The following is a 14,700-nucleotide window of genomic DNA, read 5'->3' as shown; positions in this document are numbered from 1 at the left end:
GTTGCCACGAGTGTACGCCGAGCCCGAGCCTTTCTACAGGCCATAAGGATAGGGTGAGCTAAAAGTTAGATGGCTGCGGACGGCGGGTGGTCGCGTGGCGGGTTCCGGCGGGTGGCGGATGATTCCGCACAGGGTCCAGCATCTATAACTCAAGAAGGTTCCGCCGAGATTCTTTGTCCCGACGCGGGCAGTTCGTGCACATATCCGCCATCGGCGAGCGGTACATCATGCAGCACGATGACCTCACGACGACGACACGATCCTCCCCCATCGCGTCGGTGATCCACTGGGAACGGAATGGGGGTACCCGGGCGCCCCACGTCGCCGCTTCGTCGCGAAACGCGTCCTCACACGTTGTGGCACACTCTTCCCCTTCCTCCGGAGCGAAATCGTCGTTGCCCGCTTCCGTGGCGGCACTTCCTAAAGCGTCGACGGCAATGGCCCGAAGCGGGGCCGGAGAGACCGACGTCACCTCAGAAAGGGATTCGATAACGGGCCGGATGGTGTCGGCAAAAATCGCGCCGAATTGATCAGAGGTTGTCGTCGCCCCGGGATGGAAGCTCCACCACATGCCTTCTCTGTGCTTGAGGATCCCGTCGTCGATGTTCGGGCTAGGGCACACCGATTCCTGCACCGTGAGCCACAGCGAAGGGGCGACGAGGGTGTTGCAGAAACTGTAGAGCCACAGGTGCGCCGCGTCTTTTTCGGACTCTAGCTGGAATTGGCGCTGGGCAGCGGCAACATTGCGGGTCATGACGCTGGGGTCCACGAGGTCGGAAAGGGTCCACCTCGCTCCGGCACTCTCCTGCTCGGGAGTCTGGTCAAAGCCTTGCTCAGATGTCGGACCGGTGGGGTGACGATTTTCATTACTCGACAGGGCGCCCTCATCCGGTCTACTATGAACACCGTTGGGTGATACGCCACCTATTTCAGGTGCGAATCGCGGCTGGCGGGATATGAGCCGAGCGAAAGCCCGGTCTAGTGAATTAGTGCCCATTCCACACACCGCCTCCCACTGTGAGAACACTCCTAAACACGCTGGATACCACTACCAACTGTTTCTGCGAGGCATCTTCCACAGTACCAATACACATTTGCTCCCACAGCAGTATTCATTTTCCATCCAGATGTCCGGCGCCATGGACCGCACCTGAGTGGTACACAGACGTCCGTTAGGGCCTCTGATACAGGAAAATCTAAAATTTATATATTTAGATGTAACGCTCACATATGAATTTCACTAAATATTAAGTGGGTGCACCACAGTATCCCTCGGACGCTGGCGAGAACCCAACACGATGTAACACGCGTCGTTTGCTCACAGACCACAACGCGAGCCAGACCACAACCAACTCGCGCCCCGAGCAAACGACACTAAGGAGAAGAATTACATGACTACGACACCACGCCGTAAGACAATCGGCATCCGATCCACCCGCCAGAGGGCAGCCGTCGAAGATACCCTCGCTGACCTTCCTCGGTTCGCCTCTGCCGGCGACATTCACCGTCGCATCGTCGATAAAGGCGAGAGCGTCGGGCTCACAACTGTGTATAGGACCCTTCAGGCACTTGCCGACGCCGGAGAAGTCGACGTTCTCAATAGCCTCGGCGGCGAGGCGCTGTACCGCAAGTGCAACTCCTCGACGCACCATCACCACTTGGTATGCACCAACTGCGGAGCCGCAGTAGAAATCGACGGAGGTCCCGTCGAAGAGTGGTCGCAACAGGCTGCCGACGAGCACGGCTACGTTCTCACCGGCCACACCGCCGAGGTGTTTGGCCTGTGCCCGCGCTGCCACGGTAAGAAGTCGTAAAACACGATGACTTGTTGTGCATGAGTGCACCCAGTGACAGCGGATATTAGCCGGCCGGAGATGAGTTCTCTGGCCGGCTTTATCATTGTGTGCTGCGTTGGTGCGGCGCTGGTGGAGCGCTTGGGGGTTTACGACAAAGGTGTGTCCGTGTGCCGGAAAACTGAGGGGGTATGTCAGGGTCGGTTGTGAAAACTGCGGGGGAATATGGGCGAAAAATGGCCGAAAATTGCCCATATACCCCCGCACTTTTATTTGAGGGCGCATATACCCGCGCATTTTTCAGGCTCCAGGTGTAGCATTCCCGGCAGCTTTCCATGTACCGGCTCCTTGTTCCGTGCGTCGGTGCTTCGCACCCCAGGATTCTGTCCACACCGCCTTCCGTCGTATAACCCAGCGTCTGCGTGGAGAAACCCCCGGAGGACCAACCAGAGTGGCCGCCGGTTTAGCCCGAGAAAATACGTCCCAACACGAAGGTCACACTGGCAGCACCAGCACCAATCGCAAGCTGGAACAATGCGCGCTTGACCACAGAGGTCCCAGAGAGCAAACCGACAGTTCCTCCCGTGCACAAAAGCGCAATTCCCACCAGCGTGCAGGCCACCACCACTGCGGCGAGTCCCGTCATCCCCAACAAGAACGGCAAGACCGGGATGATCGCACCGGACGCAAAGAACGAGAAACTTGATATCGCCGCCCCCAAGGCAGTCCCCACAACGTCATGCGACTCCGCATACACCGGATTAGCCATACGCCGTGCAGTATCACGCGCTCCCGGCTGCTCCTGCGCGGACATCGCGCGGGTGACCTCATCGAAAACTTCGACAGCTTTACGTTGGGCCTTCTCCGCGTCGTATCCCCTTGCCCGATAAACCAAAGCCAACTCATTAGCGTTCATGTCCAGCTTGGGGACGATATGCTTTGCCTCCGGGTTAGGCTCTGACGCCGCGAGCAGTTTCCGCTGGGAGGACACCGATACGTACTCTCCCGCCCCCATAGACAAGGCGCCGGCTAACAAACCGGACAGGCCGGTCACCAGGACCGTGTGATGCGATATCCCGGAGCCGATCACACCAAGCACCAATGCTAAGTTCGATACCAGGCCGTCATTGGCACCGAATACCGCTGCGCGGAAACTCCCCGACATGTTTTCTCGCCCGCGAGCTGCCAGACCGCGAACGACCTCGGCGTGGATCGCTTCGTCGGCAATCATTTGCTCGGTAGCGTCGGTGTCTTTCAAATACGGGGAGCGGGTCTCTGCAGACTGCATAAGTGCCAAGACCCACACGGAGCCCATGTTCTTCGCCATCCAGCCGAGGAAACGCGTCCCCCAGCTGGGCGAACGCGGCATCCCCACGCGGTCACCGAGGCGCTCCAGCCAGTACTCCTCGTGACGGTGCTCGGCTTCGGCGATCTCTAAAAGAATGGTGCGCTCTTCCCCCGTTTTCTTCCGGGCGAGTTCGCGGTACACAGCCGCCTCAGCGCGTTCATTCGCTAAGTAGCGTTGCCACCGGTTGATTTGCCTGCGGGTAGGGGTAGGAACATCAGTGGTCTTCTTCGAATTCATCGATCACTCCTCGGTACACACCATCAACCCACAACCATGCAGCCAGCCCCTGGCCGCTACGTCACTCCGTCGCCACTACTTGACTCCACCGAAACGACGGTCACGGTGAGCGTATTCATTTATAGCGGCCCAAATATGGTTTTTCGTAAAATCGGGGAAAAGAACATCTTGAAAAACATACTCCGCATAGGCGGATTGCCACAAGAGGAAATTCGATGTTCTTTTTTCTCCCGAGGGACGAAGAAATAAATCTACATCCGGCATTTCCGGATCATATAAGAATGATGAAATATTTTTTTCAGTGATATCCGAAGGAGAAATTTCACCACTCTGAACTTTTTCGGCCACTAATTTCATGGCGTCCGCAATTTCTGCGCGACCACCATAATTAATGCACATGTTGAGCGTCATTCGGGTGTTATTCACGGTCTGAGCCTCAGCCTTCTCCAGCTCCCGAATGACTACCCGCCACAACCGGGGACGACGGCCGATCCAGCGAATACGAACGCCCTTCGCATCCAGTTCATCGCGGTGATCGTGCAACACCCGACGGCTAAACCCCATGATGAAGCGAACCTCTTCAGGGCTGCGTCGCCAATTCTCAGTCGAAAACGCGTAGGCCGACAAAGTGTTCACCCCGGCCTCGAGACAACCATCGACGGCGTCCATCAGCACGGCCTCACCGCGCTTGTGCCCCTCTGTGCGGGGAAGACCACGCTCGCGAGCCCAACGGCCATTCCCATCCATCACCAGAGCAATATGGCGAGGAATCAAGTCAGCGGGAAGATCAGGCGGAGCAGAAGGAAGTTGAACAGATGACGAAGAATTCACATGGATTATTCTGCCAGACCGATGTTGGTGCTCACGACAACCTATCAACCTGGTCCGACGACCAACCGGGCGCGGGCGCGCAATCACGCGGGTTCGGCTGCCTAGCCTTCCATGAGTTCCACGGTCCGCAGCTTCATGCCGAGATGCCACTGCACATGCTCGACGACCAAGTCGTGGCACCCGTCAGCTATACGACGAAACTCTGGGGAATCACCCGACGACATCCACGCATTGCGAACAGCCGCATCGCGATCATGAGCAAGCCACCACGCCAACCGCAGGGACTCCTCGGGAACTGTCAAGGCTCCGGGCGGGCGGCACGCACCGCACACTGCCCCACCGATCGACGCTGAAAACGCATGGTGAGGGCCAGGTTGGCCACACCCGGCGCAGGAAAACAGTTGCGGTTCCCACCCCTCAGCGGCCAGGGCACGCAGGACAAACTTGTCGACGCGTAACGTCGGCAAGCCCTCGGCCCTCACTCTCGAGTCCTCCCCCTGTGCAGCTGAGTCCACCGGCCAGGAATGCGCAATATCGCGAATGGCCGCTGCGGCATCATCACACAGCGTCGCCTCCTCGCCCACCGTCAGTTTCTCGGCAACATCGAGCACCGCGCATGCAGCCGTGTACTTAGCGTAAGAATCAACGATCAACTGGTTGTACGAGCGGACCGTTTCCGCCGACGTCAGCGTCGCCAGTGATCCCCGGCCAACATAGAGCTGCACATCGACGACGACGAAGGGCGCGAGGCGACCACCAAACCGACTTTTATTCTTCCGTACGCCTTTCGCGACAGCCCTGACGACGCCATGCTCACGGGTAAGCAAAACCACAATGCGGTCGGCTTCACTGAAATCGTAATGGCGAACTACTAAGGCGCGGTCGCGATAATTCTGACGCATAAAAGAATTAAAAGCCCAATCTTCCTAAGGACTTAGGATCGGACTGCCAATTATCGAGCACTTTGATCCTCAGATCAACAAACACGTTCTGCCCCATGAGTTCGATGAGCGACTTACGCGACTGAGAAATAATCCGACCCATCCGTCGATTATTTTTGCCCAATAAGATTTTCTTTTGACCGGGGCGCTCAACATAAATAATGGCATGAACATCAAGAACGTTCGGGCGATCAGGATTAGGTAAAACCTCGTCCACTTCCACAGCCACCGAGTGCGGCAACTCGTCCCGCAGCCCTGATAGCGCGGCCTCACGGATTAATTCCGAGATGCGTGTGTCACGGTCTTCATCCGTCACATGCTCATCCGGATAAAACTTTGGCCCCTCGGGAAGATAGCTCGTCAATACTTCAAGAAGGGTAGAAAGCTGAAAATTATCCTTCGCCGAGCACGGGACAACATCGGCACCATCCAGAAGATCATGAAGTGCGAGCAGTTGAGCGCCGATTTCGTCCTTTGATGCAATATCAGTTTTCGTAACAATACCGATCAAGGGCATTTTGGGGGCGGCTTTACGGACGTTCTCCACAATCCACCGGTCCCCCGGGCCCAACTTTTCATTCGCGGGAACGCACACCCCGATGACATCGACGTCGGCATATGTATCCTTAACCACTTCGTTCAAACGTTCGCCCAATAGCGTTCTCGGGCGGTGCAGCCCAGGGGTATCGACGACAATGATCTGCGCATTATCCTCGTGAATCACGCCGCGGATGGGATGGCGAGTGGTCTCTGGTTGATCTGCAGTAATTGCAATTTTCTCGCCCACCAAGGCATTGGTTAACGTCGATTTCCCTGTATTCGGGCGTCCGACGAAGCTAACGAAACCTGATCGAAAACCATCGGGTTGATCGCCCAGGGAACTGCCTTGAGGTGCGTCCATCGCGTTTATTCTCCTTCTCGGTTGTGGAGCAATGATATTTGGCGGGATGATCTTTAGCGCACTGGTCGTTCGCGCAAAGACCGTGGTGAATTGGTGTTGTGATCAGCATACGAGCCGGCGTGACAAAATGTGCCCGCCATGCTCATACATCATCATTCAGAATCGTGATCGCCCGTGCCACTGTGGACGATCCCATTATTCGAAGAATCATCACCATTCACAGATTCACTGGACGTGGCCGAACGGCTCACAACGACGCTGGTAATCCGGATGCGGCCTCGGCGATCGTGTCCGCCCTCAGCGCGGAAAGTCAGCCCCGCCGTCGTAACCTGGGCACCCGGTAGCGGAACACGGCCTAACTCAAACGCCAACAAACCTGCGACGGTCTCGACGTCCTCGAGTTGTTCCTCGGAGAATTCGATGTCAATTCCCCGCTTCTCGTCGTAAAGCTCGACCAATTCGTCCAGAGAGAAGCGTGCAACTAGTCGGAATGAACCGTCCTCGAGCTCCTCGACGGGGGCAACTTCGTCCTCGTCATATTCGTCGCTGATCTCTCCCACGATTTCTTCCAAAATATCTTCAATGGAAATCAAACCAGCAATGGCGCCGAATTCGTCGACAAGAAGAGCGATATGGTCGTGGGATGTTTGCATGTCGCCCAAGAGCTCATCTAGGGGCAGAGAATCGGGGACAAATTCTGCCGGGCGCATGACTTCTTTGACCGGCGTCGAATTTTTACTGGGATCGTCATAAGACAAAGCCACGAGATCTTTCAGATAAACAACGCCCTCAATATCATCAACATTTTCGCCGACAACGGGAATGCGGGAGTGGCCTGAGCGGACACACAAACGGGTTGCCTGGCGCGCGCTCTTTTCCGACTCAATCCACAACATATCTGTTCGCGGAACCATCACTTGCCGGGCACGCGTATTGGCTAAGTCGAAAATAGCCTGAATCATTCGTCGTTCTTCGACCTGAACAACACCGCGTTCCGAGGCTATGTCCACCATTTCACGGAGTTCAACCTCGTTAGTAAAGGGCCCTTGTTCGAATTTCTTTCCGGGCGTAAAAACATTTCCCAACCAAATGAGCAATGATGCCAGCGGGCTAAATAACTTAACAATCGGCCGTAAGAAAAACGCCGCTCGCAACCTAACCCTGTAGGGGTTTTGGCGGCCGACAGTCCGTCCGACCACACCCAAGAACACATACGAAAGAACCGTAATCAGAATAATCGCAACAACAACGGCAGCCTCATGAATTAACCGAATAGCGAGGACCGTAATAATGACCGATGCCCCCGCCTCGCACGCGGTTCGCACAAGAATAAGGGGGTTAATAAAACGAGCCCGATTATCCAATATCGCCAATAACGTACGGGTACTCCGTGTCTCATCCATATCTTCAACACGGGCACGTGAAATCGAGATCAATGCGGTCTCTACTGCTGTAAGAATCGCGGCAATAGCCAAAAGAACCACGACAATAACGCAGTCGATGAGGCCTTCAGTCAGAAAATTCACGGGTATGTAACGTCTTTCTATGACTTATCGCGATCAGTCGGCTCCGCGATCATCCCACCAACTGTCGACTTAATCATGTCCTGATCCAGCGCCTCACGATCTGCCGCGGTGGGAAACGCACCGGGGCCCGTAGGCTTCGGCCCATAGGAAACACCGCGTTCTTCCAGGTCGGTGTACCAGTCAGCGAGAATGTCGTTCTGGAGGGCGAACATCCGCCGCTCCTCCTCAGGGGCCACATGGTCATAGCCCAACAGATGCAAAATGCCGTGCACAGTCAGTAGAGACAACTCGTGGCCCAGACCGTGGCCGGCCCGATGAGCCTGACGCTCAGCGAAAGCGGGGCACAACACAATGTCACCTAACATTGCCGGACCAGGGGCATCCGAGTCTGGTCTGCCAGAGCCGGGAGTGAGCTCATCCATAGGGAAACTCATGACGTCCGTCGGGCCTTCCAAATCCAGCCACCGGACGTGGAGGTCCTCTATCGTCGGCTCATCGACAATAGAAATGGTCATATCTGCGGCCGGGTGAATATCCATCCGCATGAGAGCAAATTGCGCAACGTCGATAAGCGCTTCTTCGTTGACTCCGTCGTACCCGGATTCATTAAAGACTTCGATACTCACTCTGAGTCCTTCCACACATACCGCTGATGCTGAGGCCGCTCACCCTGCGTGCGCCCAACATCCCGGTGGCCACCATGCCGTTTACCTCGTCGCGACGTCCCCGCATGCGGGCTATCACCGTCGTCACCTTCAAAGGCTGCGTATGCGTCGACAATGGCGGACACAAGATGATGCCGAACAACATCCTCAGATTGCATACGGATAACGCTGATGTCTTTCACCCCATCCAGCACATTGACGGCGCGCGCCAATCCCGACTCTTGGTGGGGCAGATCGACCTGGGTGAGGTCGCCTGTCACAACCATTGTTGTACCAAAACCGAGACGCGTCAGAAACATCTTCATCTGCGCGGGCGTGGTGTTTTGGGCTTCATCCAAAATGACGAAAGCGTCGTTGAGAGTCCGCCCACGCATATAGGCCAACGGCGCGACCTCGATAATCCCCGACTCCATCAGTTTAGGAATGGTTTCCGGCTCAACCATATCGCGGAGGGCATCGTGCAGCGGACGCAGATACGGATCGATCTTTTCGTGCAACGTCCCAGGTAAAAACCCTAAATTCTCGCCAGCCTCGACAGCCGGCCGCGTCAGAATAATCCGATGAACCTCACGATGTTGCAGCGCCTGCACAGCCTTGGCCATGGCCAAATAGGTTTTACCCGACCCCGCAGGACCTATCCCGAAAACAATCGTGTTGCTATCGATCGCATCAACATAATCCCGCTGACCAGGCGTCTTGGGGTGAACACCCCGACCGCGCCGCGTCACAATCGCAGCACTTTCCGACGGCAACGTCGCCGCCTCACCCCGAACCAATGTCACAGTTCTGGATACGGCATCAGCGGAAATGGGGTGCCCCCGACGCGCCATCGACTGCAGCTCGAGGAAAATCCGACGTACCGCTTGACAATCCGCCGGCCTGCCGGACACCGTGACCCGGGCGCCACGAACATGGACATCGGCGTCCACTGACCGCTCCACGATGCGGAGATTCTGATCCGCCGGGCCAAGGACCTGCGGCGCGTAATCGTCGTCAAGATCAAAGCTTAACGACGATATAGCCGACGACACGACGCTCTCGTGATCGTCACCGGCTTGCGCCCGCGGATTGCCGGGCCGTGGGGATTGACGTCGGGATGCCGAATTCGACGTACTCAGTGGAAACCTCCCTGGTTAGTGTGCTCACTCAGTGTAGCGTGCAGTGTGGTTCTCGTCGCCCCGACGCTCATATGCACGCCTATCACGCCTCGGACCACCGCCCGGCCAGCACATTCACAGCACCCAGAGCGACACTCGCTGCCGTGGCGGTTCGCAATACTTCGGGGCCAAGAACAACGGAGGTAGCACCCGCACGAACGAAAGCGTCATGTTCATCGGGAGCAATGCCACCTTCGGGCCCCACAATGAGCATGATCTGCGACGCCTGACGTAATTTGTCGGACAGCGCGGTCACGGGCACCGATTCCGATTCCTCCAGCACAAGAGCGAGACCGCCCGATTGCGTGACCTGTTCAATGGCATTGACGACGTCATCCGTCGTCGACAAAGCGGCGACCCGTGGAAAACGCGCGCGCCGGGACTGTTTCGACGACGCGACAGCGGTATCGACCCACTTGGTGCCCGCCTTCTTCTCTTTACCCTTCCACCGGGCAATCGAGCGGGATGCCGACCACGGAACGATCGCGTCGGCACCCGCTTGGCACGCTAGATCAACCGCGAGTTCGGACCGATCAGACTTGGGAAGGGCTTGGACGACGGTCATGGGCGGGGTGGGCATCGGCGTGCGGCCGGCCCCGCGAACTGTGGCCCTCAGCTGGGTCTTTGACGGGGTGGACTCCACTGTGCATCGGAGCCAATCGCCCTCACCATTAACTAAGAGCAGCGAATCCCCCGCCACCAGGCGTTTCACGGTAACGGCATGGCGGCCTTCCGAGCCCGTGAGAAGAACGACGTCACCGACGTCGTACTGAGTCAGCGGCTTTTGCTGGTGAGCATTAGCGCCATCGCCAAGCCCTTCATCGCGTTGCCCGCCGAGGTGGCCAGTGCCGTCATCACGCGGACCAACAACGTCGGCTAATGAGGGAAATGCTCCATCGGGGTATCCAGCAAAGCCATACACAAAGACGGGATCACTCATGTGAACACTTAACGCCCTACAAACCGGCTACGCAGCCGGGAGAAGAAACCCCCACCTGATTCCCTGTCATTCACGATGGCATCGTCCTTGCGGTGGTTCTTCACCTGCTTCAACAGCTTCTCTGTCTTGGAATCCAGCTTGGTCGGCACGGCGACACTAACGTGAGCCACCACATTGCCCTTGCGGTCGGACCTAATCCGTGGCATACCACGGCCCTCGACGGTGATGGTTTCATCCGGTTGCGTTCCCGGAGCAATGTCGAGGGGGAATTCCTCCCCGACCGGGTCCTTCACGGAAATCGAGGTGCCGAGCGCTGCGTCGACCATGGGGACCGACACACTCAAGTGAAGGTCATCGCCCTCGCGGACAAAAATGCTATCCGGCGCCACACGAACCTCAACATAGAGATCGCCGGCTGGTCCACCGCCGGGGCCCACTTCGCCCTGGCCAGAGAGGCGAACACGCATGCCGTCGTCAATACCTGCCGGAATATCGACGGTAATGGGGCGGCGCTTCTTCACGCGGCCATCGCCATCACACTTCGGGCACGGATCTTTAATGATCTCACCAGTACCGCCACATCGGCTGCACTCCCGGACAGTTTGCACATTCCCTAAGAAGCTGCGCTGTGTTTCGACGACTTCACCACGGCCTTGGCACGTCGGGCACGTCACTGGCGACTGGCCAGACTGGGAGCCTTTGCCCTGGCAGGCGTCGCACAAGATGGCCGTATCGACGGTGACCTCTTTGCGAACACCGGTGTAGCACTCGGCGAGATCGAGCTTCATGCGTACGAGGGCGTCATTACCGGGGCGCACGCGCGGTTTCGGACCACGCATTCCTGCGCCCGCACCACCGAAGAATTGCTCGAAAATATCTCCCAGGCCGCCACCGCCGAAGCCGCCCGAGAATCCGCCTGCGCCACCATAATTGGGCTGTGCCTCGGGGTCACCGCCGGCATCAACGATGCTGCGCTTTTGCGGATCGGTCAGCACCTCTTGGGCGATTTTGAGTTCGTTGAATTTGTCAGCGGCTTCAGCGGAATCATTGACATCGGGGTGATACTTCCGCGCCTTGCGTCGGAAAGCTTTCTTAATGTCCGCGTCAGAAGCATTTCTGTCGACGCCTAATATTCCGTAATAATCTCGAGCCACAGCTCACGTACTCCTTGTTTACCTACGTCAGTGTTCAGGGGTTAGCTTTATTCACAATTTAATAATGGTTAAAAGCGGGGAATCTCGCGATAATAATACGTTCTTCCACTCGTGCTCAGTTTTAGCACTCTTGCACTGTGAGTGCTAGTTTTCCGACGGTCTCTGCCACGAGGTTCGAGGTCCGCCCCGACCACTCCCCGCTGATCACTCCCCGCGGAGAACGTCACCAACGTACTTAGCGACGACGGCAACGTGCGACATCGTACCTGGATAATCCATAAATGTTGGCCCGACGACACCTAAGCCACCCAGTCGCTCAGCCGCCCCGCCATATCCAGCAGACACAATGGACGCGCCCCGGAGCTCTTCGGTTTCGTTCTCCTCGCCGATGGAAACGTGCACTGATTCCAGATCCCGAGCAGCAGCCAGCAGTTTCAACACCACCACTTGTTCCTCAAGAGCCTCCAGCACGGGCCGCAACGCGTTGGACCCCTCCTGAGTACGGGTCAAATTCGACGCCCCGGCAAGAATCAGCCGGTCAGAGGGACGCTCAACAAGGGTCTCGACGATCACGGTGGCACACGCAACAATGACGGACCGCAGCTCACGCGGCGCATGAGCCACCAACGATTCCATCCCGTCCGGAGCTTCCGCCAGTGTCTTGCCACTCAACGCGCGGTTCACCGCGTCGCGCACGCGCGGGACATCCTCAGTCGGAATTTCCGACGTAACCTCCACATTCCGCTGTTCCACACGTCCAGTGTCCGTAATTAACACCAGGAGAAGGCGGTGCGGCGTCAGCTGAACGATTTCGCAGTGCTTGACATGGCTGACGGTCAGCGTCGGCACCTGAACCACAGCAACTTGCCTGGTCAACTGGGCGAGCAACTGGACGCTGCGTCGTAAAACATCCTCCAAATCAACACCATCTTGAAGGAACGACAAAATGGCGCGATGCTCCGCCCTGGACAAAGGCTTAATGTCATGGATCGTGTCGACGAACGCCCGGTAGCCCTTCTCTGTGGGAATGCGCCCGGAACTAGCGTGCTGCTGCGTGATGTAGCCTTCCGCTTCCAACACGCCCATGTCATTGCGTATCGTCGCTGATGAAACGCCCAATTTATGCCGCTCAACCAACGACTTCGAGCCCACCGGTTCCCGCGACGTAATGTAATCGGTCACGATGGCCCGCAACACCTCAGCACGGCGTTCTTGAGTTCCAGCCATCAGTACCTCCTTATCGTGTCGTCGACCAACCGTGGCCCTCGTGACAGGCCGCTAGCTCTGAGAGCCCGCTAGCTATCTTCACTCACCAGGATATCGGTGATGATCCCATCCGCTAATAAACGCCCACGATTCGTGACCGCCACCCGACCGCTAGAAGGACGCCAAAACAACCCGTCATCAATAAACCGCTGCACGCATGATGTTGTTGATTCAGGCAGCTGGGATTCCTCGATCCCCTCGGCCAACCGCAAAGCCAACATTACGCGCTCCTCATGACGTTCAGAGGGGGACAAGTCCTCCACGCCCTTCAAGGCAAGCGCGTCCTCACTCTGGCTGATCATCGCCGAGTACCGGGCGGGGTGTTTGACATTAACAAACCTCTGGTTGCCGATGTGGCCGTGCGCGCCCGGGCCGGCACCCCACCAGTCGCCGTCGCGCCAATAGACCAAGTTGTGGCGGCACTCGCCGCCCGGACGCGACCAGTTGGAGACTTCGTACCAGGAGAAACCCTGCCCGCTCAGAGCGTCGTCGATAATGTCGTACCGACGAGCCAAGGTGTCCTCATCGGTTTCGGTCAGCTCACCACGACGCACTTTGCGGAACATCGCTGTCCCCCGCTCGATAATCAGCGAATAGGCCGAGACATGATCAACATCAGCGCTAAGAACCGCATCGACCGAGCGCTTGACATCATCGTCCACTTCCCCGGGCGTGCCATAAATAAGGTCAAGATTCACGTGCTCGAACCCCGCCCGGCGCGCTTCCTGAGCAGCAGCAACCGGCCTACCGGGGGTGTGACGCCTGTCCAACACCCGAAGTACTTTCTCCGACGCCGACTGCATCCCCAAGCTCACCCGGGTGAACCCGGCCTCGCGCAGTCCTGAGAAGAACTCTGGCGAGGTGGATTCCGGGTTGGCCTCCGTCGTCACTTCTGCTCCCGGGCTTAAGCCCATCGACGAGCGCACGGCGTTGAGCGCCCGCGTTAACCCCTCTGCCCCCACCAGGGATGGTGTTCCCCCGCCGACGAACACCGTGTCGGCTGGTGGCAGGTGGTAGCGCTCCGCGGCTCGGGAGAGTTCACGCTCGACGGCGTCGAGGTACTGGAGGACGGGCGAGGGTGCGTCGTCACGGACACCCAATTCCCGCGGCGTGTAGGTGTTGAAATCGCAGTAGCCGCAGCGTGTCACGCAAAAAGGGACGTGGATATAAACCCCGAAAGAATCCTTCTTCTCAGGAGGCAAAATGGCCACCTTGGCGGCGCGACGCCACACTCGCCACGATACGGTCCACCCGCGCACGCTCCTCTAAGAACGGTGGCGGGCAGGTTCCCCGCATCATCCGGGTAAAGGGCGGATATGGCCAGGCCACGGTGTTCTTCCACGCGTCAATGGCACTGACCACATGGTCGTAGGCTCGCGCGAAAACGATTGACAAATTGGTTGACGACGCATCATCCACGGCTAGGTTCGTCTGATACTCCACCCAACTTGCGACGTCGGCGCACAGTCCCGACGCGGTCTCTGTGCGGCTCGTCAACGCGGTGCTCACCGCGTCCGCGTCCACCACCGTTGGGATGGGAAAGCAGTGGGCCAGCGATTCCGCGGTGACTTTGAGCGGCTCATTCGGCAGACCCGTCATCGGGCGTCCAGAGCGTTCACGTGCTCCCGGACCCGCCGAGAGCACCCCGCTTTTTAGTCCCGACGTCAGAGCGCGGCGGATTCCGTCAAGTTCGGGTACGACGCTGCGAATGTCCTCGCGGGCCTCGCGGATAATGACGTCACATTCTTCCAGGCAATCGTCGGCAAGATCTGCATCCCAATCGGCCAGGGCTTCACCGATGTTATCGATATATGTGGCGACCTCGTCGCCAATATCGGAGACCTCCTGAGTGAGCTCGCGAAGCCTTTCCGTGGCGCTACACCGAGCGGGAGACTCTTCAAGCACAGGCGAACTCCTCACAGAATCGACCGAACCAGGCGA

At 57.7% G+C, this 14,700-nt stretch carries 14 protein-coding genes; 1 reads left to right on the top strand and 13 read right to left on the bottom strand.

Annotated features, from left to right (window positions below; genetic code table 11):
* Positions 1-142: 142 nt before the first annotated feature.
* Positions 143-997 (bottom strand): (2Fe-2S)-binding protein, encoded by an 855-nt coding sequence (locus tag JMN36_RS00620; RefSeq protein WP_221923644.1) that lies wholly within the window; start codon positions 995-997, stop codon positions 143-145.
* Between the two features lie 394 nt (positions 998-1,391).
* Here JMN36_RS00620 and JMN36_RS00615 point away from each other — a divergent pair, with 394 nt between their 5' ends.
* Complete coding sequence (locus tag JMN36_RS00615; RefSeq protein ID WP_012731946.1) at positions 1,392-1,814, top strand: Fur family transcriptional regulator; 423 nt, start codon at positions 1,392-1,394, stop codon at positions 1,812-1,814.
* Positions 1,815-2,256: 442 nt separating this feature from the next.
* Here the strand turns inward: JMN36_RS00615 and JMN36_RS00610 are convergent, their stop codons facing one another.
* The 12 genes from JMN36_RS00610 to JMN36_RS00555 form a co-directional block, all read right to left on the bottom strand.
* Entirely contained in the window at positions 2,257-3,378 is a 1,122-nt protein-coding gene (locus JMN36_RS00610; RefSeq protein ID WP_221923643.1) for a VIT1/CCC1 transporter family protein, read from the bottom strand.
* Between the two features lie 75 nt (positions 3,379-3,453).
* A complete protein-coding gene (locus tag JMN36_RS00605; protein ID WP_204087214.1) occupies positions 3,454-4,209 on the bottom strand; it encodes an isoprenyl transferase in 756 nt (251 codons plus the stop codon).
* 101 nt (positions 4,210-4,310) lie between these two features.
* On the bottom strand, positions 4,311-5,111 hold the full coding sequence (recO, locus tag JMN36_RS00600) for a DNA repair protein RecO (RefSeq protein WP_221923642.1): 801 nt from the start codon (positions 5,109-5,111) through the stop codon (positions 4,311-4,313).
* Between the two features lie 7 nt (positions 5,112-5,118).
* Positions 5,119-6,051: a GTPase Era gene (gene era / locus JMN36_RS00595; RefSeq protein WP_204087216.1), complete on the bottom strand. Its 933-nt coding sequence runs from the start codon at positions 6,049-6,051 to the stop codon at positions 5,119-5,121.
* A 152-nt stretch (positions 6,052-6,203) separates the two neighbouring features.
* A complete protein-coding gene (locus JMN36_RS00590; RefSeq protein WP_221923641.1) occupies positions 6,204-7,577 on the bottom strand; it encodes a hemolysin family protein in 1,374 nt (457 codons plus the stop codon).
* Positions 7,578-7,594: 17 nt separating this feature from the next.
* Positions 7,595-8,203 carry an rRNA maturation RNase YbeY gene (gene ybeY, locus JMN36_RS00585; protein ID WP_221923640.1) on the bottom strand — a complete coding sequence of 203 codons (609 nt, stop codon included), beginning with the start codon at positions 8,201-8,203 and terminating at the stop codon, positions 7,595-7,597.
* Complete coding sequence (locus JMN36_RS00580) at positions 8,200-9,273, bottom strand: PhoH family protein (RefSeq protein ID WP_221923639.1); 1,074 nt, start codon at positions 9,271-9,273, stop codon at positions 8,200-8,202. The genes ybeY and JMN36_RS00580 overlap by 4 nt, the downstream gene beginning before the upstream one ends.
* Before the next feature lie 169 nt (positions 9,274-9,442).
* Entirely contained in the window at positions 9,443-10,339 is an 897-nt protein-coding gene (locus JMN36_RS00575; RefSeq protein ID WP_221923638.1) for a 16S rRNA (uracil(1498)-N(3))-methyltransferase, read from the bottom strand.
* Between the two features lie 8 nt (positions 10,340-10,347).
* Complete coding sequence (gene dnaJ / locus JMN36_RS00570) at positions 10,348-11,493, bottom strand: molecular chaperone DnaJ (RefSeq protein WP_221923637.1); 1,146 nt, start codon at positions 11,491-11,493, stop codon at positions 10,348-10,350.
* A 204-nt stretch (positions 11,494-11,697) separates the two neighbouring features.
* Complete coding sequence (hrcA, locus tag JMN36_RS00565; protein WP_221923808.1) at positions 11,698-12,723, bottom strand: heat-inducible transcriptional repressor HrcA; 1,026 nt, start codon at positions 12,721-12,723, stop codon at positions 11,698-11,700.
* 65 nt (positions 12,724-12,788) lie between these two features.
* Positions 12,789-13,961: a radical SAM family heme chaperone HemW gene (gene hemW / locus JMN36_RS00560; protein ID WP_221923807.1), complete on the bottom strand. Its 1,173-nt coding sequence runs from the start codon at positions 13,959-13,961 to the stop codon at positions 12,789-12,791.
* On the bottom strand, positions 13,951-14,664 hold the full coding sequence (locus JMN36_RS00555) for a hypothetical protein (protein WP_204087222.1): 714 nt from the start codon (positions 14,662-14,664) through the stop codon (positions 13,951-13,953). Before JMN36_RS00555 ends, hemW begins: the two co-directional genes overlap by 11 nt.
* Between the last annotated feature and the right edge of the window lie 36 nt (positions 14,665-14,700).

Origin of the sequence: Corynebacterium pseudokroppenstedtii (assembly GCF_019754945.1) — a bacterium.
Classification (GTDB): domain Bacteria; phylum Actinomycetota; class Actinomycetes; order Mycobacteriales; family Mycobacteriaceae; genus Corynebacterium; species Corynebacterium pseudokroppenstedtii.
This window is presented reverse-complemented; position numbering and strand designations above follow the sequence as displayed.

Coding starts and splice junctions, on each gene's coding strand:
- JMN36_RS00620 (WP_221923644.1), bottom strand. CDS start 997: ATGGGCACTAATTCACTAGACCGGGCTTTCGCTCGGCTCATATCCCGC.
- JMN36_RS00615 (WP_012731946.1), top strand. CDS start 1,392: ATGACTACGACACCACGCCGTAAGACAATCGGCATCCGATCCACCCGC.
- JMN36_RS00610 (WP_221923643.1), bottom strand. CDS start 3,378: ATGAATTCGAAGAAGACCACTGATGTTCCTACCCCTACCCGCAGGCAA.
- recO (WP_221923642.1), bottom strand. CDS start 5,111: ATGCGTCAGAATTATCGCGACCGCGCCTTAGTAGTTCGCCATTACGAT.
- era (WP_204087216.1), bottom strand. CDS start 6,051: ATGGACGCACCTCAAGGCAGTTCCCTGGGCGATCAACCCGATGGTTTT.
- JMN36_RS00575 (WP_221923638.1), bottom strand. CDS start 10,339: ATGAGTGATCCCGTCTTTGTGTATGGCTTTGCTGGATACCCCGATGGA.